Annotated in this window: 14 protein-coding genes and 1 pseudogene; 7 read left to right on the forward strand and 8 right to left on the reverse strand. The window is 70.1% G+C overall.

The features are described 5' to 3' along the window. Window positions 1-240 precede the first annotated feature (240 nt). Window positions 241-1,059 (reverse strand): Bax inhibitor-1/YccA family protein, encoded by an 819-nt coding sequence (locus LY40_RS23255; protein ID WP_258938136.1) that lies wholly within the window; start codon window positions 1,057-1,059, stop codon window positions 241-243. A 473-nt stretch (window positions 1,060-1,532) separates the two neighbouring features. Between LY40_RS23255 and LY40_RS23260 the strand changes: the two genes are divergently transcribed. From LY40_RS23260 to LY40_RS23270, 3 genes and pseudogenes are all read left to right on the forward strand, one after another. Then, window positions 1,533-2,954: an MSCRAMM family protein gene (locus LY40_RS23260; RefSeq protein WP_258938137.1), complete on the forward strand. Its 1,422-nt coding sequence runs from the start codon at window positions 1,533-1,535 to the stop codon at window positions 2,952-2,954. A 1-nt stretch (window position 2,955) separates the two neighbouring features. Then, window positions 2,956-3,684: a class F sortase gene (locus LY40_RS23265; RefSeq protein ID WP_258938138.1), complete on the forward strand. Its 729-nt coding sequence runs from the start codon at window positions 2,956-2,958 to the stop codon at window positions 3,682-3,684. A gap of 99 nt (window positions 3,685-3,783) precedes the next feature. Further along, a pseudogene (locus tag LY40_RS23270) lies at window positions 3,784-4,692 on the forward strand (cell division protein DivIVA); the annotation flags it as partial. Window positions 4,693-5,135: 443 nt separating this feature from the next. Here LY40_RS23270 and LY40_RS23275 read toward each other — a convergent pair. Both LY40_RS23275 and LY40_RS23280 read right to left on the reverse strand, forming a co-directional pair. After that, on the reverse strand, window positions 5,136-6,158 hold the full coding sequence (locus LY40_RS23275) for an ABC transporter substrate-binding protein (protein WP_228726016.1): 1,023 nt from the start codon (window positions 6,156-6,158) through the stop codon (window positions 5,136-5,138). 123 nt (window positions 6,159-6,281) lie between these two features. Then, on the reverse strand, window positions 6,282-7,694 hold the full coding sequence (locus LY40_RS23280; RefSeq protein ID WP_258938139.1) for a PP2C family protein-serine/threonine phosphatase: 1,413 nt from the start codon (window positions 7,692-7,694) through the stop codon (window positions 6,282-6,284). A 268-nt stretch (window positions 7,695-7,962) separates the two neighbouring features. Here LY40_RS23280 and LY40_RS23285 point away from each other — a divergent pair, with 268 nt between their 5' ends. From LY40_RS23285 to LY40_RS23300, 4 genes are all read left to right on the forward strand, one after another. Then, on the forward strand, window positions 7,963-8,415 hold the full coding sequence (locus LY40_RS23285; RefSeq protein WP_258938140.1) for an ATP-binding protein: 453 nt from the start codon (window positions 7,963-7,965) through the stop codon (window positions 8,413-8,415). 127 nt (window positions 8,416-8,542) lie between these two features. Further along, window positions 8,543-8,917, forward strand: a complete 375-nt coding sequence (locus tag LY40_RS23290; RefSeq protein ID WP_183783093.1) for a hypothetical protein — start codon at window positions 8,543-8,545, stop codon at window positions 8,915-8,917. Window positions 8,918-9,339: 422 nt separating this feature from the next. Next, a complete protein-coding gene (locus LY40_RS23295) occupies window positions 9,340-9,978 on the forward strand; it encodes an NADPH-dependent FMN reductase (protein ID WP_183783091.1) in 639 nt (212 codons plus the stop codon). A gap of 45 nt (window positions 9,979-10,023) precedes the next feature. Next, a complete protein-coding gene (locus LY40_RS23300; RefSeq protein WP_258938141.1) occupies window positions 10,024-11,673 on the forward strand; it encodes an MFS transporter in 1,650 nt (549 codons plus the stop codon). Window positions 11,674-11,772: 99 nt separating this feature from the next. On the opposite strand, the gene LY40_RS23305 is transcribed toward LY40_RS23300, so the two are convergent. From LY40_RS23305 to LY40_RS23325, 5 genes are all read right to left on the reverse strand, one after another. Further along, complete coding sequence (locus tag LY40_RS23305; protein WP_258938142.1) at window positions 11,773-15,006, reverse strand: ATP-binding protein; 3,234 nt, start codon at window positions 15,004-15,006, stop codon at window positions 11,773-11,775. Window positions 15,007-15,124: 118 nt separating this feature from the next. Next, entirely contained in the window at window positions 15,125-16,465 is a 1,341-nt protein-coding gene (locus LY40_RS23310) for a cryptochrome/photolyase family protein (RefSeq protein ID WP_258938143.1), read from the reverse strand. Window positions 16,466-16,485: 20 nt separating this feature from the next. After that, window positions 16,486-17,235, reverse strand: coding sequence for an anti-sigma factor (locus tag LY40_RS23315; protein ID WP_258938144.1), 750 nt, complete (start codon window positions 17,233-17,235; stop codon window positions 16,486-16,488). Continuing rightward, on the reverse strand, window positions 17,232-17,837 hold the full coding sequence (sigK, locus tag LY40_RS23320; protein WP_258938236.1) for an ECF RNA polymerase sigma factor SigK: 606 nt from the start codon (window positions 17,835-17,837) through the stop codon (window positions 17,232-17,234). The genes LY40_RS23315 and sigK overlap by 4 nt, the downstream gene beginning before the upstream one ends. A gap of 50 nt (window positions 17,838-17,887) precedes the next feature. After that, complete coding sequence (locus LY40_RS23325) at window positions 17,888-19,096, reverse strand: SAM-dependent methyltransferase (protein ID WP_183785459.1); 1,209 nt, start codon at window positions 19,094-19,096, stop codon at window positions 17,888-17,890. Between the last annotated feature and the right edge of the window lie 10 nt (window positions 19,097-19,106).

A 19,106-nucleotide genomic window follows, 5' to 3' on the forward strand; every position in this document is an offset into this window, starting at 1 on the left:
CTCCGGCTCGGGGCCGGGTGCGCCGGGGCCGGGCTCGTCGGAAGCACCGGAACCCGTGGGCGCTCACTCGACCGGATGCCTACCTTCGTCGGCGGACATCCGGGTGGTGTTGTACGGCACTCGCCGAGCCGGACCGGACCGCGCCAGGGCCCGCGACCTCCCCGGTACACCCCCTGAACGACAGCAGTCGCCCGGCCGATTCGGCCGGGCGACTGCCGCAGGAGGGAGACGTGGCGGGAGCTATTCGCTCTGCAGGTAGGTCAGCAGGCGCAGGATCTCCAGGTACAGCCAGACCAGCGTCGTCATCAGGCCGAAGGCCACGTACCAGGCGAACTTGGCGGGAACGCCCTGGCGGATCGCCTGGTCGGCCATGTCGAAGTCCAGCAGGAAGCTGAACGCGGCCACGCCGATGCAGACGATGCTGAAGATGATCGCCATGGTGCTGCCGTCGCGCAGGCCGACGTTGACGCCGAACAGGCTCATCACGAGGTTGAACAGCATCAGGACGGCGACACCGCCGATGGCGCCGATCATCCACTTGCGGAACTTCGGCGTGACCTTCACGGCGCCGGTCTTGTAGACGACCAGCATCACGACGAAGACCGCGGCGGTGCCGACGACGGCCTGCAGGGCGACGCCCTGAACGATCATTTCGAACACGCCGCTGATCGCACCGAGGAACACACCCTCGGCCGCCGAGTAGGCGAGCGTCATCGGCGCGCTGACCATCTGCTTGAAGATGATCACCAGGGCCAGGATCAGGCCGACGATCATGCCGCCGATCATGGCGCCGGTGACGGCACCCATCGAGCCGGCCGCGATCTGCCCCTGGGCCCAGATCGCAGTGATGATGCCGATGAGCAGCGTCACGCCGAGGCTGGCGCCGGTCTTCATGACGACGTCGTCGACCGTCATCGGGCGGTCGGCCTCGCCCGAGGGGGCCTGTGGGGTTCCGTAGCCGGGGACGCCGCCCTGGGGCTGCTGGAAACCCGCGTACGACGCCTGACCGGCCGCGCCCTGCGGCAGGTTGCGGAAGGCGGGGTTGCTTGAGGTTCGCACTGATCCTCCTGGATCTACTGGCCTTGCACCGGTACAACGACCGGGCTCGCCGGCCGGTTCCCGTAGGTCGGTAAAACCGACTTTACCCACGATCCCCGGGAAGGGTGGTAGGGACGTGGGGAACATCGTGTACTGCGATCCAAGCAGGTCCACTCAAGTGGCCGATTGCCGGTTGCGCAGCGGGCAGCGAGTATCACGAGCCGTATCCGACCGATTACCGAACGCGTGCCCGCTGTACCGCCCGAGTAGCTGTACCGCGCGAGTAGCTGTACCAACCGAGCAGTCGACCGGGGTCACCTCGACGAGCCCCGACCGGGACGCTCGGCCGCCTCTGGGGGTGTGGTGCACGGCGGGGCGCCTTTGTGACCTTAGGGGGACTTCTCGTGGCGCCTACCCTGCGCCCTTCCCGCAGCCGAGGCTCTGCCGACCCCGCCGGCGCGCAGAGCGCCGCAGGCTCGCTGTTATCGGCCGCCGTGCTTCGCCGCGGCTTCACCCGGCGCGCCGCCGTGGCGGTGCGACTGCTCGTGGCGGTCGCACTCGCCTCGTTCTCGTTGGTCGTCGTCGCTCCCGCGGCCTCGGCCGAAGTGAAGGAGGGCAACGGCCACACCACGACGCCGGGCCAGCCCTACGGCGGACAGGACCGCGAGAGCGACTGGCTCGGCTCCTATGTCGTCGGCGGCAAGCAGGTGTTCTGCGTGCAGTTCGCGCTGAAGGCACCCGATTCGGGCGAGCAGTACCGGCCCGGTGACGAGCTGCTGACCAAGTGGGGCGAGAAGATCCCGGAGGACACGGCCGCGAACATCTCGTACCTGCTGCTGCGCTACGGCGACACGCAGAACGCCGACGAGGCGGCCGCTCTCGCCCACCTGCTGCACTCGTGGACGGCCGCCCCGCGCACGCCCGCCGACCTCGATCGGAACCTGCCGTTCGACCGGATCGCCTACAACGTCGACGGGCAGTTCGCGAAGCTTCCGCAGGGCGCGAAGGACGCGGTGGAACGCCTCCGCGCCGACGCCAACGCGAACCGCGGTCCCTGGACGGCCGAGGTCACCGCTCCGGAACAGGAGCAGACCATCGGCGAGGCGGGCGAATGGTCCGTGTCCGTGACCAATGCCGCAGGTAAGGGCGTGCCGGGCGTTCCGGTGACACTGTCCGCCGAGGGCGCGCAGGTCGGCGGCGAGCGGGCCGACGTGACGACCGGCGAGGACGGCACCGCCACGTTCCCGGTCACGCCGCAGGCCGAGGAGCCTTCGGTGACGGCCACGATGTCGGCCCCTGCCGCACGGCCGTACGTCCAGGACCCGGTCACCGCGAACACCCAGCGAGTGGTCTCGACCGGAGGGGAGCAGGAGCTGACGGCCTCGGCCACGGGCACGGCGAAGAACGCTCCCGGCGGCGTCGAGGTCACGAAGGTCGACGCCGAGTCCGACAAGGGCATCGCGGGCGTCCCACTGCGCATCACCGCAGGCGACAAGGAATCGGCGGCCAAGGGCGACGACGGCAAGCCGCTGGTCGGCGAGGACGGCAAGCCCGCCGTGGTGACGACCGAGGGCGACGGCGGCGCCGCCACGGTCGACGAGCTGAGCGCGCCGCAGCGGATCTGCGTCATCGAAGTCAGCCCGCCGAACGGCTACGCCGACGCGTTCGATCCGGACAATCCACCGTCGGCGTGCGGAAAGGTACAGCCCGGCGGCACGCTCGAGTTGACGATCAGCAACAAGGCCGACCAGGTGCCGACCGTGATCCCCGCCGGTGAACAGGGCCAGCCGACGGCACAGAGTCCGACGACGACGTCGACGCCGACCGGTGCGCTCGTCGGCATGGGCGGACTGGCGCTCGCGGTGGCCGTCGCATCCGGACTCCTGGTGCGTCGCCGGCAGCTGTCCGGGGACTGACGTGGCGAGGCGCGAGCGGGTCTCCGCCTACCTACTGGGCGCGGCATCGGTACTGGTGGCGCAGGCGTTGGTGGGCGCGGCGGTGTTGATGCCGCCCACCGACGCCGTCGCCGGTACCGCCGAGCCCGCGGCCGAGCGGAAGACCGTGCAACGGCAGCAGACCGGGGCAAAGCAGTCGGAACCGACAACATCGGAAGAACCGGACGACAACGCGACATCCCGTGACGAACCGAAATCGGGCGAGGAACGGGATCGCGACCCCGAACCGGACGTGACGCCCGCGCCGAGCGGTCAACGCCCCGGGACGATCCTGCTGCCGGACGGCGGATCGGCGGCGCTCGTCCGCCACGAGCTCGGCCCCGACGCTGTGCTGCCCGTCCCCGAGAATCTCGGCGAGGCCACGTGGTGGGGCGCAGGGCTCGGCGCCCCGAGTGGTGCCAGCGTCTTCGCGGGGCACGTCAATTGGCAGGGCAGGGAAGGCCCGTTCTCCGAGCTGTGGCAGGTGCGAGTCGGCGAGCGCGTCACCATCGCCGACGACGGCGGGAAGAAGTTCCGCTACGAGGTCTCGCGGATTCTGACGCTGGACAAGGACGAGGTGCCCGCGCGGGCGAGCGAGCTGTTCGGGCAGAGCGGCAGGCACCGCGCCGTACTGGTCACCTGTGGCGGCAACTGGCAGGGCGGCACGACCGGCTACGAGGAGAACCGCGTCGTCATCGCCGAACCCGTCTGAGCGCTCGCGGCGGCGGCCCGCGGCCGGGTCGCCGCCGCGAGACACCGGGCCAGGTGTCCTGTCACCACAGCCGGCGCTCGCAAAGGTACGGTCTTGAGTATGGCTTCCGAGCACGACAACCGACTGCTGCCGCTGCGGCGGGAATTCAGCCAGGCGTGGCACGGGTTCGACCGCGCCCAGGTCCTGCAGTACGTCGAGCACCTCGAGGCTCAGGTGCAGCGGATCGTGGCCGACCGCGACAACGCGAACGCCCGGCTCACGACGCTGTCCCGCGAGCTCGAGAACGCCCGCCGCGAGGTGACCCGACTGCAGAACCGGGTCGAGGAGCTGAAGAAGCCGCCGGAGCGGCCCGAGGATCTGGACGAGCGCATGCAGCGTTCCGTCGACCTCGCGAACACGCGGGCCGAGGAGATCGTGGGCCGCGCCGAGGAAGCCGCCACGAAGACGTGGGCCGAGAGCGGCGAGGTCTCGAAGAAGCTGCACGAGCGCTACATGAAGTTGGTCGAGACCCTCGACCAGCACGCGGAGGAGCTGCAGCGCGAGCACACCGATGCGCTGGCGGCCACGAAGGCCGACGTGCAGAAGATGACCTCGGAGGCCGCCGAGCGGCAGGAGCGGCTCGACCGCGAGGCCGAGGAGAAGCGCCGCACCATCGAGCGCGAGTTCGACAAGAAGATGACCGCCGAGAAGGCCGCGCTCGAGAAGCACGTCGCGGACACGAAGGAAGCCAGCAAGAACGCCGCGGAGCGCAGGATCGCCGAAGCGACCACCGAGTCCAAGCGCATGGTGGACGAGGCAACGGCCAAGGCGAAGAAACTCGTCGACGACGCGACCGCGGACGCCGAGCGCCGGACGGCCGAGGCCAACGGGGTCGTCGAACGGCTCACCAAGATCCGCAACGAGGCACGCGCCCGACTCAAGGCGGCGGAGGATGCGCTGCACGCTGGTGAGTCGGCACTGGATCCCGTCGACGACGAGGACACCGAGCTCTCGGAACTGCCCGAGTCGCTGACTGCGCCGTTCGACGCGGCCAAGACCGCTAACGCCGTCCAGCTCTCGCACGCCACCGGGAACGGTGCCGCGGGCGACGCGGCGTCCGGTTCGTCGGACGGTTCCGGGGACGCCGAGGCCACCCGGCCGACGCAGCAGCCCGTGAAGGTCGGTACGAACAACGCGACGTCCGGCGAGGACGCGGCGGGTTCCGGCGACGCGGGCACCGACTCGGACGATGCGGCCGCGGGATCGGAGAAGGCAGCGGACTCATCGGACTCGTCGGACTCGTCGGACTCGTCCAGCGAGACGACGACTCCGAGCACCCCGGCACAGCGCCCCTCGCCCGGGCCGAAGAACACGTCGTCCCAGTGACGCCGGCGTGCGGCGGCCGCCCGGCGTGACGCCGCAGTCGCCGTCGTGGTGGGCCCACCGCAACCGGGGACCCACCACGAGACGTGTCAGACGACCTTGCGGGCGCCTTCCAGGTTCTCGGCGAGGCGGTTGATCGTGGCGGCCTGCGCGACGTAGTCCATCGCGCTGAACTCCCACGGGTAGACCTGTTTCGCCTCGGCGGCAGGCATGTTCGCGAACGTCGGCTGCTTGAGCATCTCGTCGCCGCTCATCGCGCGCAGTGAGTACAGCACGACGTCGGTGCGGAAATCGGTGATGTTCTCCCACGCCACCTGGCGCCAGTAGTACGTGTCGCCGCCGGGGTCGGGGTACTTCACGCCGAGTTCGGTGTAGCTGCGCAGCGCCGGATCGTCCTCGGCCTTGGCGATGTGGACGCCGTCGGTCTCGTACGCCGCGACGGCCATGACGGTCAGGCCGGACGACGCGGCCTCGCGGAGCCGGTCGCGCGCGGAGTCGTACTCGCGCTTCTTCTCGGTGAGGAGTTTCTGATCGGCGTCGAGCGACTTCGCGAACTGGGTGGTGCGCTCGACGACCTTGTCGGCCGAGCCGGTCATCGACAGCGCCACGATGGGTGCGATCTTCGCGGCATCCTCCTGCTGCTTGAGGTCCTTGAAGCCGTACAGCGGCTTCTTCGGGTCGACCTTGCCGGAGTCGTCCTCGGGGTAGGCGTGCGTGATGATCAGATCCGGCTTCTGCGCCTCGAGGCGCACCAGGTTGATCTCGCCGTAGGTGGCGCCGACCTCGGTGACCTTCGAGGTGTCCTTGTCGTCGAAGTTCACGTCGGCGTCGAGACCGGTGTAGCCGAAGGACGCGACGGGCACGATGCCGTAGTTCCACAGGGAGGCGATGGCGTCGTTGAGGCCCGCGATGCGGGTCGGCGTGCGGTCGAGGGTGACCTTCTCGCCGCGATCATCGGTGAACGACCAGCCGCCCGAACCGCCACCGCCGTTCTCGTCGTCCGAGGTGTTGGGGCCGCAGGCGGACAGGAATCCGGTGGCGGCGAGCGCGGCGGCACCGGTGAACAGGCCGCGGCGGGACATCCGGTAGGGACCGGGCAGTGTTCCAGACATGTCGACCAAGATAGGCAAGCCTAAGTTAAAAACCTAGCCTGTGTGATGAACCTCGACACGGCGGCCGGCAGTCACGGACCCGCCCGCGGCCGCGGCGGTGGGCGATCGGCGCACCACGGGCCGTCAGGACGGGCCGAGCCAGCGGCACAACAGCAGGCAGACGTCGTCGTCGTGATCGGTGCCGCCCAGCATCTCGTGCAGCACGTTGTCGGTGCGCTCGTCGACCTTGCCATCGCCGCACCGCTCGAACGCCGCAGCGAGACGCGCCATCCCGGCATCGATGTCGCTCCTGCGGCGCTCGATGAGGCCGTCGGTGTACAGCGCCACGGACGAGTCCGACGTCAGGGAACGCCGGTGCTCGGGTATCGACGGCGTCAGGTCGATGCCGAGCATCGGACCGTGATCGGCGTCGAGATACACGACGTCGCCGGAGGCGTCCTGCACCAGCGGCGGCGGATGCCCCGCGCTCGCCCACCGGATCATTCCGTTGCGCCGCTGCACCTCGACCACGACGGCCGTGGCGTACAGCGAGCCGCGGCCCTCCCGCAGCAGTTCGTGCACGAGCCGCAGCGACGAGGCCGGGCCGTGCCCCTCCAGTGCGTAGGCGCGCAGCGCGTTCTGCAGCTGGCCCATCACGACGGCCGCGTCGAGCCCGTGCCCGGTGACGTCGCCGACGGTGAGCACGACCGTCCCGTCGGAACGGCTGAACGCGTCGTACCAGTCACCGCCGATGTGGACACCGCGGGTCGACGACCGATACCGCGCTGCGATGTCGAACTCGTCCAATTCGGCCAGCGCCGGCAGCATCGCGTACTGCAGCCGCTCCGCGAGCTCGTGCTCCCGCTCGTACTCGTAGGCGTTGCGCAGGCCGAGCGCGGTACGGCCCGCCACGGCGTGCGCGAGCGAGATGTCGTCGGAGGTGAAGCCGCGGTGCCTGCGCTCAAGATCCAACACCCCGAGAGCGTGGCGGCCAGCCAGCAGCGGCACGCTCAGCCTGCTCGATCCGGTACGAACGGACCGTCGTGTGATCAACGCCTGCTGGGCGGTGAGGTCGGGGCGCGCGTCACCCGACGACGGCGTCACGCACCGCAGACCGTCGTCGGTCGAGCGCCACACGCGCGTGATGTCGGCGAGCTGGTGCGACTGGACGAGTGCCGAGATCTGGGAGAGCATCTCGGCACTGTTGAGCGACGTCGCGGAGGCACGGCTGACTTCGTCCAAGAAGGCCGTGCGGTCGATGTCGTCACGTGAGGGCGACCCCACCATGGGCTTGTCGGCCAGCCGCCACCGCAGGTCCCGATCGCGGCTGCCACGGGCAGGGGCGCGCACCTCCTGGGACGGCAGCTCGGCCTCGCCCAGTTCGCCGGGCACGATGTCGGTCAATGACTCCACGACGTGCCCGACGGGCACCGCGGGGTCCAGACTCTCGAGCACCTCGGCCAGCACCGCCCACGCATCGGCAGGCAGCCGCCCCGCACGCACCGCCCTGGCAAGTTCCGCGCTGAGCGGACCGCTCAGCTCACGCTCGACGCTCACCGGGACTCACCTCCGAACAAGCCGGCTTCCACTATGCCCGCTGCCAGCGAAGATGTCTCGTCGTAGCCATTGTGGGTGTCACCCATGCAGCGCAATGCGAGAAGTTCGTCCGGGTGCGTGTACCGATCCACGACAGAGGGCACACGGAGGTTGTGAACGATTCCGCGGTCGACGCCCGATCGGCGGAGTCACCGGACACCGGGTGTTCCACCCGCCGGTCGACTCCGCCTCATCCACGGCGAGAACCACCGAGCCGACGGGGCTGACGATGATGATTGAGCAGAGCCGCGTCGCGGCCGACACCCTCGTAGTCGACATCGCACTGGACATGAACCTCAGGGGACCCACCGACGCCCGCCACGCCGTGGACGCCGCGCTCGGCGCGGGCGACGAGTCCTCGCGCGAGAACGTGCTGCTACTGGTCACCGAGCTGGCGACGAACGCCGTCATCCACGGCAGCCCGCCGTGCAGACTGCGCGTGCACGCCAGGTCGGAGCGGCTGCGCATCGAAGTGTCCGACACCGACCCACGGCGTCCCGTCGTGCTGCACCCTGGACCCGACGTCGACCACGGTCGTGGCCTGCTGCTGGTGGCGGCTCTCGCCGACGACTGGGGCGTCGACCAGATCGACCACCACGGCAAGGTCGTGTGGGCGGAGCTGCCGTTCACGCCGCCGACATCGCCCGAACGAGGGGTTTCACATCAGGCGCTCCGGTCCTGAACACCCCGCTCCCTCGGACGCCCTGCGCCGGAATGAACGGGCTGCGCTGCAGGTGAGCGCCGCGGTACTCAATCGGCGGCGGACACCCGCACCGACATCCTCCGTCGGGTGGACCCACAATGGGTGAATGACGACCTGGGCACGACTCGTACCGGCACTCCTGCTGCCTGCCGTCGTGCTGGCCGGAGCAGGCGCGTGCACGGACGACCCGAACCCCGCACCGACGTCCCGCACGTCCGCGTCCGCGGCACCGCCGTCGGGCTCGGCGCCGCATTCGCAACAGCCGCGGACGTCGCCGGGCGGTCCCTCGGCCCGCGCGGGCGACACCGACACCGGACCCGGTTGCGGGGAGCGGGCCGTCGAGGCGGGCGAGTTCAACCCGGACTGCAAGGAGTACCAGGGGCATCTCGACCCCGGCGGGCGAGGCCGCGGCGACACGGCTGGCGAGGCGCAGCTCGAGTACGCCTGCGAGCAGGGCTACGTCCCGAAGGAGAAGTGCTGAGCTCTCGCCCCGCGTGTCCTGCACTCGGCCCCGCGTGTCCTGCACTCGGGCTCGCGTGTCCTGCCCCCACTCGTCACTGGCCGTTCGGCCGGCGTTGAATGGGGGCATCCGTTCGCATGTCCTGCACGCGGGACGTCATAGCGTCGCCGGCTCGTAGCCGACAAGCACGGTCCGGTGCGGCCCGTTGACGGCACCCCCAGCACTCGGGTGATTCCACCCCGTCCGGCGACGTCCGCCGCAGCCCGGCGACATGGGTGAGAACCCGGTCGACGCATCCGGCGGACGACACGTATCCGGCGGTCGACACTGCCCCGGCCGGCACCGCGGCGTGGGCCGAAGCCTTTCCGAAACCCTGCCGGAGCCCCTCCCTTCGACGATCGGGATCGACACACCACAGCCCGACCGAAAGGGAGTCGATTCCGATGACCACCACCAGCACGACCGACCAGGACACCGCCGACCGGACGGGCGCCCCCACGCGACTCGCCGTGATCGTGGGCAGCATCCGCGCGGACCGGTTCGGCCCCACCCCGGCGAACTGGATCGCCGACCATGCCCGCAAGCGTGACGCCCTGCAGGTCGACGTCGTCGACCTGGCCGACTACGACCTGCCGGTCGTCCTGGGCGGTAACGACCCCGATGCTCCCCCGCCCGCACCGGTGGCCGCGCTGGGCGAGCGGCTGGCCTCGGCGGACGCCTTCGTCGTGGTCACACCCGTCTACAACCGCGCCTACCCGGCTTCGCTGAAGAACGCCATCGACTGGTTCTACGACGAATGGCAGCTCAAGCCGGTGGGGTTCGTCTCCTACGGCGGCATCACCGGCGGCCTGCAGTCCATCGACGCGCTGCGCGGGGTGTTCACCGAGTTCCACAGCGTTCCGCTCCGTGACTCGATCATGTTCGCCAACTTCTGGGAGGTCTTCGACCACGACGGCCGCCCCGTGAACGCCGAACGCACCGCGGAACTCGCCCGCGGCTTCCTCGATCAGCTGACCTGGTGGGCACAGGCGCTGCGTGACGCCCGCACCGGGCGGCCCTACCCGTTCGCGGCGTCCGAATAGGACCCGACGGCCCGGCTCCGCGCCGCACTCCTGGAGTTGATCTCGATGAGCACGACGACGTCCACCTCGGCACGCCCTACCTGGCGGGCTTGGACCGGCCTGGCCCTGCTCGCCTTGCCCCTGTTCATGATGGCCACGGACTTCACCGTGATGTTCCTGGCCATGCCGGCCGTCACCGCCGACCTCCTGCCTTCGACCACACAGACGCTGTGGATCCTGCACATCGGAGAGTTCGTCGCGGCCGGCTTCGTGATCGCGATGGGCTGGCTCACCGGCCGGATCGGACCACGCACCCTGCTGCTCGTCGCGATCGTGCTCTACGGCACGGCATCGACGCTGGCGGCGTTCGCACCCGACGCCGAGACGCTGCTGACCGCGCGAGTCCTCATCGGACTGGCCGCAGCGGCCGCCTCCCCTGCGGCGATCTCGATGTTGCGTTCGCTGTTCGGCGGCTCCCGGCACTTCGGTATCGCCTTCGCGGTGCTCATGGGGACGTTCTCGGCGGGCAGCGCACTCGGCCCGCCGATGGGTGGCATGCTGCTCGAGCACTTCTGGTGGGGTTCGGTGTTCCTCATCAACGTGCCGGTCGCCGCCGTGGTCCTGCTGGGAGGTCCGTGGGTGTTCCCCAAGGGCGGACGAACCACTGCCGAACGGATCGACATGACCAGCGTGGTGCTGTCCATGGGTGCGGTCATTCTGGTGGTGTTCGGGCTGCAGGAGATCGCCGACCGAGGGCCGGCGGTGCCCTACGTGCTCGCCACCCTGGTCGGCCTCGTGCTCGGCACATGGTTCGTCCGCCGACAACGGCGCCTCGCCAACCCGTTGCTGGATCTCGGCCTCTTCGCCATCCGCACACTTCGCGTGACGGCGATCGCCTTCGTACTGTCCTCAGCGGCTTTCGTAGCGGTGGATTTCCTCCTGTTGCAGTACTTGCAGATCGTGGCCGGGGTGCCGACCGACCGGCTCGGCCTGCTGCTGGCCGCTCCGGGGATCGCCGCCGTCCTCGGTACCGCTGTGACACCGATACTGGCGCGCTGGGTCGAACCGGCACGCCTGATGGCATCGGGGGTGGGTCTGGCGCTGGTCGGAGCGATGGCCGTCATCTGGTCGATCGCCGGCGGCACACAGCAGACCTGGTTGTCCATCACCGGCACCACCGTCGTCTCGCTGGGAGTGACGCCGCTGATGATGCTCGGTGCCCAGCTCATCGTCACCGCCGCGCCGGCCAAGCGCACCGGCTCGGCCGTGGCCGTGCAGGACATCAGTGCGGGGCTGGGTGGCGCGCTGGGCATGGCGTTCATCGGCAGTCTGGCCATGGCCGTGTTCGGCCGGGTGCTGACGGCGGGGGCAGCGGACGGTCTCACCGGAGCGGAACTCGACACCGCCGCACAGAACCCCGGGAGCGCGGTCGCCGTCGCCGGGGACCTCGGCGGCGCCGACGGTCAGGCTCTGCTCACCGCAGCCCATGACGCACTGTCCTGGGGCACGGTCGCCGCCTACGGCACCGCCGTGGTGCTCGGCATCGCCACCATCGTGCTCGTGGTCCGCGGCCTGCGCGGGGCACGGCTGGATACGGCCCCGGACGAGCCGGATGCCAGCACCGACGACACCGCACACCCGGACCGTCCGCGACACGACCCGGCCCCCTCCCCTTCCGCCGCGTCGACGAGCGCAGCTCTCGAACCCACCACGTGAGGAGACCGTCTTGTCCACGAACGAAGGCCCGATCCGGTTGTCGGTGCTGCCACCGTCGGCATCAGCGCAATACTCGTCCTGGCCTTGGGCAGTCGTCCCTCACGGGCGGCCGGCGGAGACGAGCGGGCCGATGACCGCGTCCAGCTGTGAGGCGGGCTCGCACGCTTCTCCTCGGCGGAAGGCGGCAGCAGCGCGTTGCTCGGGGAGTCGTTCGTGGACCCCGGCGCGCACCCGGTCGATGTCCTCGCGTTCCGGGGCCGAGGGCTCGATTCCCACCCGGGTCCGGAGCGCGGCGGCTGCTCCCAGCAGTCCCGCGGCCACCTCTGCCTCGTCACGGAGCAGGTGTATCGCCGCCCCCAGCTCCAAGAGCCGTGCCGTCGCAGGTACGTCGGTAACGGGAACCAGCAATGCGCCCAGGCGGCGGAAGGCGTCCTCCGCCTGGGCCGTGTCCCCCTCGTGGACCGCCAGGAAACCCCGTTCGAAGTGCGTCGCGGAATCGTGGGAGGCCGTCGGCCCGGCGCCGGTCAGCCAGCGATCCAGCAGAATTCGGGCGGTCGCCGGATCTCCGGTGAAGCGTGCGACGTTCGCCTCCGCGAAATCGGCGAACTGCAGGCCGTGTGCATCGGCGATGTCGGATGAGATCGACCTCGCCGCTGCCAAGCGTTCTTCGGCCAGCGTGACGTCGCCGGAGTGCACGGCAGCGACAGCCGTCGCACTCAACCAGTAGGAAGCCTCGACCCGCAGGTCCAGGTCGAGGCAGATGTCGAGTGCACGCTCGGCGGCCGCGGCGGCACGCGCATGCTGGCCGTTCAGTTCGGCGATGCGGTGCTGCACACCGAACACCTGCGACAGACCGTAGCCGTCGCCGACTGCGCGCAGCACCGTTTCCGGGTCGCGACCGTCCGGCAGACCCCACGGCTCGGCACCCCACATGCTCACGGCGAACCAGTCCCGCTGACTCGCCGCCACGGCTACGTCCCACTCGAACCCACGAGCGTGCAGGATCGCGATGGCCTCCTCGATGTGCTTCTCCCCTGCCTCACGCACGCCGACGGCCAGCAGTGACGCACCAGCGAACCACTGCACCTGCGCACGGGCGACATCGTCGTGGAAGAGCCCGAGAGCCTCTTCGACACGGCGTGCCTCCTGCCCCGGCTGTCGATGGACGCTCAGGCACGCCGCGAGCGTGGCCGCCGCTGCGTGGGTGTCGTCCCTAGGGCCCGGGAGAGCGGTCGCCACGGTCAGATCGTGTTCCAAATTGGACTGATGTCCGGCGATCCACTGGTACCAGAAGGTCCGCACGGCCAGTGCCGCGGCGCTACCACCGTCGCCCGCGTTCACGGCTGCATCGAACGCGTGTCGCAACTGGTGACGTTCGGCCTCGAGCTCGGTCAGCCACCGTCGTTGCCGCGGACCGCGCAGATGCCGGTCCGCCTCGCGAGCCAGGTCGAGGTGGTAGCGGAGATGACGACGGGTGACCGCGGCACGTTCACCCGCTTCGTCGAGCTTCTCCGCGGTGTAGGCGGCGATCGACTCCAACAGCCCGTAACGCATCCCCGTTTCCGCGGGAACGGTGGTGACCATGCTGCGATCGACGAGCCCGGTCAGCAGATCCGCCGTGCTCGCCCGTTCCAGGAGCTGCTCGCCGGGTTCGTCGGCACAGATCGCCTCGGCCGCAGCCAGGCTCACCGTTCCCGGATGGACGGCGAGCCGGCGCAGCACGACCTGCTCGGGCCCGCTGAGCAACGACCAGCTCCAGTCGATCATTCCGCGCAGGGTCTGCTGCCGCCGGGGCATCGCTCGCCCTGGGCGGCGCAGCAGGTTCAGCCGGTCGTTGAGGCGATGCAGCAGCTCCGGCACCGGCAGACCACGAATCCGGCCGGCGGCCAGTTCCAGCGCCAGGGGCAGCCCGTCCAGCCGGCGGCACAGCTCGGCGACGGCATCGAACGCGCCGTCGTCGAGGCTGAAGGTCGGATCACCAGCCCTGGCCCTGGCGACGAACAACTCCATCGCCGCACTGGCGCCGCCGTCTGCGGGTGGCTCGGTGCTCAACGCGGGAACGTCGTAGCGTTGTTCCTCCGGCAGGCCGAGCGGTTCGCGACTGGTCGCCAGCAGCCGCACCCCCGGCACGTGGCGCAGCAACTCGCCGGCGAGGGCCACGGCCTCGTCGGCCACGTGCTCGCAGTTGTCCAGCACCAGCAGCGCCGACCGCGCTCCGAGTGCTTCCCGCAGTCGCGCGAGCGCGCCCTCGTCCGTGGTCTGGACGGGAAGTTCCAGCGCATCGACCACCAGGGCCGCGATGCGCTCGCCCGAGCCGAACTGCTGCCCGGCCGTCGCGCTCAACTGCGTCAGATCGATGAACCAGACGCCGCGTTCGAACCGTTCCGCCTGCTCCCGGGCCACGTGCAGCGCGAGCCTGGTCTTGCCGACACCGCCGATGCCGGTCATCGTGACCAACCGGGACCGCCCCAGCAACGCCGTCGTCTGCTCGACCTCGCGACGGCGTCCGATCAGCGATGCGGTCTCGGCGGGCAGATTGGACCGGCGCGTACCGGATGGTGTGGCCGTTTCCGGCTCCTGCCGCTGGAGCGCCGGTTCCTGTCGCAGAATCCGGCCGTGGAGCTCGCGGATACGCGGCCCCGGATCGACGCCGAGGTCGGTTGCGAGGCGATGGCGCAGCGACTCGAACGTCGCCAGCGCCTCCTGTTGTCGGCCGGCCTGATACAGGGCGAGCATCAACGCGCCGATCAGTCCTTCGCGCGTCGCGTAGTCGTCGGCGACTCGGCCGGCGAAGCCGATCGCCTCCTCCGGCGAACCCTGCCGAACCAGGGTCTCCACCACCATCTCCACCGCGTCGCCCCGCCGCTCCTTCAGCTGCGCGACCGTCGGGGCCAGCCAGACCTCCTCCGCGACGTCGCCGTACGGCTCGCCGCGCCACAGCCCCACCGCTTCGGTGAGAACCTCGACCCGCCGCTGGGAGTGCTGCATGCGCCGCGCGTGTTCGACCGCCTCCCTGAACCGGGCAGCGTCGGTGATCTCGGAGTCGCCGGTGAGGCGATAGCCTCCTGCGTGGTGCGTCAGCAGGTCGCGGGCACCGGGCTTCGCCTCGTCCAGCAGGGTGCGAAGCCGGGACAGTTTGGCGCGCAGCACCTTCCTGGGGTTCGCCGGGAGCGTGTCGCTCCACAGCCGGTCGATCAGCGCATCGGCCGACACCGGCTCGCGGTTCGCAGCGACGAGCGACGCCAACAGCAGCCGCAGCTTACGTTCGGGCACGTCGACCGGATCTCCCGCGTCGGTGACGAGCCGAACCGGGCCGAGCACCTCGATCCGCATGCTCACCACTCTAGAGGGCACCCCCGGTCGAACCGGGCCAACAACGGCCCCGCAGATCGCGACGGCTGCGCACAGACACTGCCCGCCGTGGTCGCCGATCCGGCGGGACGTCCGCCTCTCAGGCGTTCCGGGCGGACAGGAAACGCTGCCTGCCGTCCGCGAGGTCGACAACCGGGCCCGGGTAGGTCAGCGCCCTGCGTTCGGGTACGGGCAGGTTCCACGGTTCATGCACCGCAGCGCCCGGAATGCAATCCAACTCCGGAACGTACCGACGCACGTAGTCGCCCGACGGGTCGTACCGCATCGCCTGCCGGAGCGGGTTGAGCACACGGTTCGGCCGCGTGTCGGCCCCCGTACCGGCGACCCATTGCCAGTTCAGCTGGTTGTTGGCCACGTCGGCGTCGACCAGATGCTGCTGGAAGTGCCGTGCTCCTTCCCGCCAGTCCACATACAGGGTCTTGGTCAGAAAGCTCGCCGTGATCATGCGGGCACGATTGTGCATCCAGCCTTCCCTGAGCAACTGGCGCATCCCGGCGTCGACGATCGGATAGCCAGTGCGGCCTTCCCGCCACGCGGCCAGTTCCTCGGGTGCATCACGCCACCGGTCACCGCGGGGCCGGTAGTCCTCACGCGCGGTACGTGGCCGGGCGGCCAACATCTGGTGGTGGAAGTCCCGCCAGGCGAGCTGTCTGCCGAACTCCCGCGCTCCCTGCGAGTCCCGACCCACCCGGTACAACACCTCCACCGGCGAGAGCGTGCCGAAGTGCAGGTGTGGGGAAAGCCGGGACGTGCGGTCGCCCGCCAGGTCGTCACGCCCGTCGGCGTAGCCGGCCACCGGACCGTCCACCCACTCGGACAGCAACGCGCGGCCGGTTCGCTCCCCGCCCTCGGCGAGCTCCGGAGCGGGCAGCCCTTCCCCGGACGCGACGTCGTGGAATCCCGCCGATTCGACCTCCGGAATCGTGATCCGGGACGGCGGCGGCAGCGGAATCCGGCTCGCCGCGGTCTGCCACCGCCGCAGATACGGTGTGAAGACGGAGAAGTGATCACCTCCACCGGTAGGCGTGAGGGAGCCGGGCGCCGCGGCGGTGGTGACCGTTTCGTGGACGTGTACGCCGACGCCGGGTATCGCCTCCAGTCGGCCCTGCCTGCGCTGGGCGTAACCGCTGACATCCGCCGAGACGTGCACATCTGACACCCCGTGCTCGGCGATCAGCCGCGACACCTCCGTGACGGGGTCGCCGTGCCGCACGATCAGCGCCCCGCCCAGGTCCCGAAGCGCATCGTCCAGGTCGGTCAGGCATCGGAGGAGAAACGCCGCGCGGTTCGGCGGCGTGGGCAGCTTCGGGTCGAGCACGAACAACGGCACGACCCTGTCGGCCCCGGCCACAGCGGCATACAGCATCGGGTTGTCGCTGACGCGCAGATCTCGGGTGAACAGCGCGATCGAGGTCCGCATCGTAGGAAGACCCTTCCGGTTCAGGCGCGCAGGGACAGCAACATGAACGGGTCGGTGGTCGGCTGTGGCGACCCGCCCGTGGGTTCGGTCGTCACACCGAGCTTCGCGGTACCGCCGGGCATGTCCGCCGTGACCGGCACGTCGCCGTCGGTCAGCACACCCATCGAGGTCGCTCCCTGCTCGTCGATGGCCCAGAGCTGGTGCACCTTGTCCTCGGGCGCGGCGGGCATGTGCTCACTCATGAACACGGCTTTGCCGAGGTCGGCCGACACGATCACGGTCGCCACCGCTCCTCCCTCGGAGGCATGGATGACCCGGGCGTCCGGGGCGTGCAGCACGCGGGCCATCTCGGCACCACGCGTACCCGCCTGCTCGATCCGCTGCCGCGCCTGGTCGAGTTCCTGCTGCGACTGCCACGCGGCGACACCGAACACGGCGGCCAGTCCGATCCCGACCACCGAGGCGGCCACCGCCAGCCGCGTCCCCCACCGGGACGCCTCCCGCCTCTTCCGGGTGCCGATCGGCACCGGTTCGGCCATCGGCGGTTCCTGCCGGGTGTGTGCGATCTCGTGCAATACCCGGCCCTTCAGCTCCGCAGGTGGCTCCTCGGCGGCGGCGACGCCGAGCAGACCCGCCGTCTCCCGCAGCTCCCGCACTTCCTGCGCGCACTCCTCGCATTCGGCGAGATGGTGCTCGAACTCGGCGCGTTCCGGCCCGGTGAGCGCATCCACGGCGTAGGCGCCGGTGAGACTCGACATCTCGGTGCTCATGAGCCCACCCCCAGGCAATCGCGCAGGCGGATCAGCCCGTCCCGTAGGCGGGTCTTCACCGTGGCCATCGGCGATCCCACCAATTCGGCCGCCTCCCGGTAGGTGTATCCGCGGTAGTAGGTCAGCAGCACCGATTCCCGCTGCAGCTCGGTCAATGTGGACATACACCGGCGCACCTGGAGCTGTTCCAGGCGACCGAGCACAGACTCACTCACCTCGTCGAATGCCCGGGCACCGGACCGGGAACCCACCTTGGCCTCGCGGTCGGCCGCAGACTGTTCGGATCGCACCCGGTCCACCGCGCGACGATGTGCGAGGGTCAGCACCCAGGTCATCGCACTGCCCTTGTCGGGGCGATAGTGCGTCGCGGTGCGCCACACCTCGACGAGCACCTCCTGGGTGACCTCCTCGGACTGCGCGGCGTTCCGGAGCAGGCGCCGCACGAGCCCGAAAACCGGCCTGGCGATCACCTCGTAGAGCTGGTCGAACGCCGCCTCGTCGCCCTTGGCGACCTCGGCCAGCAGGGCGCGCGCGTCCGGGGCCGGCTGCGGGTCGGCCGACCAGCCCGGCGGCCGCTCGGCGCGTTGCGGCTCCTCGTCCACACCGATCAACTCCCATCTCCGCGACGTCTGTCACGCCGCTCGAACATTCTTCAGCGACGTGCGGCCTTGTGCAGGCCGAACTGCCAGACGTCGAGGTAACCGGAGCGGAAGCCCGCCTCGCTGTATGCGAGGTAGAACTCCCACACCCGCGGCAGCGCTTCGCCCAGCTCGAGCTCGGCGACGTCGGCGTGCCGCTCGGCGAGCCGCTCCCGCCAGCACCGCAGGGTCTCCGCGTAGCCGGGCCCGAAGCAGCGCCGCTCGGCCAGGGTCATACCGGTGTTCACCTCGACATTGCGTTCCACAACCCGCACCGAGGGCAGCAGCCCGCCCGGAAAGACGTACTTGTGGATCCAGGTGTATGAGTCGCGAGTTGCCAGCAACCGATCATGCGGCATCGTGATCGCCTGGACGCTCGCCCGGCCGCCGTCAGCCAGCAGCCGGTCCAGCGTGGCGAAGTAGGACGGCCAGTACTCCCAGCCGACCGCCTCGATCATTTCGATGCTGACCACGGCGTCGTAGCGGCCGTCGACCTCCCGGTAGTCGCGGAGCTGCACATCGACGACGTCGCCCAATCCAGCGGCCCGCACCCTCTCGACGGCGAGTCTCCGCTGCTGCTCCGACAACGTGATGGTCGTGACCCTGGCACCGCGGCGCGCAGCGCGCATCGCCAGGGACCCCCACCCGGTGCCGATCTCCAGCATCCTCGTGCCCGCCCGGACTCCCGCCAGATCGAGCATCGAGTCGAGTTTTGACAGCTGTGCGGCTTCGAGGTCGCCGCCGGGCTCGAGGGGTGCACCCGAGTAGGTCATCGTCTCGTCGAGGAAGCCGGCGAAGAACTCGTTGGACAAATCGTAATGGCGGTGAATGTTGCTGCGTGCGCCGGAAACGGTGTTGCGCTCGGACTCCGGCCGCGTGGCGTCCACCCAACGCCGCAGGACCTGCAACGGCGCCGGGACCAGGCTGGGCAACTGCGCCGCGAACCGGGTCAGCAGCTCGGTGAGTTCGGGACTCGACCAGTCCCCGGCGAGATACGCCTCCCCGAAACCGATCTTGCCGTCCACTCCGAGGCGATGGAAGAACTCCGTCGGCCGCTCGATGCGCATCAGGGGCGCCGCGGGACCGCCTGCGCCGAGCCGCTCCCCGCCCGCGAGTGCGATGCGGACCGGCAGCCTGCGGACCGCGTGCCGGAAGAGCCTGCCGGCCGCGGCGGCACGCAACGGCGCGTGCGGTGCACAGGGAACGTCCTGCCACGGCGACATCGGTCGCGCG

The organism is Prauserella salsuginis (assembly GCF_024648885.1).
Taxonomy (GTDB): Bacteria; Actinomycetota; Actinomycetes; order Mycobacteriales; family Pseudonocardiaceae; genus Prauserella; species Prauserella salsuginis.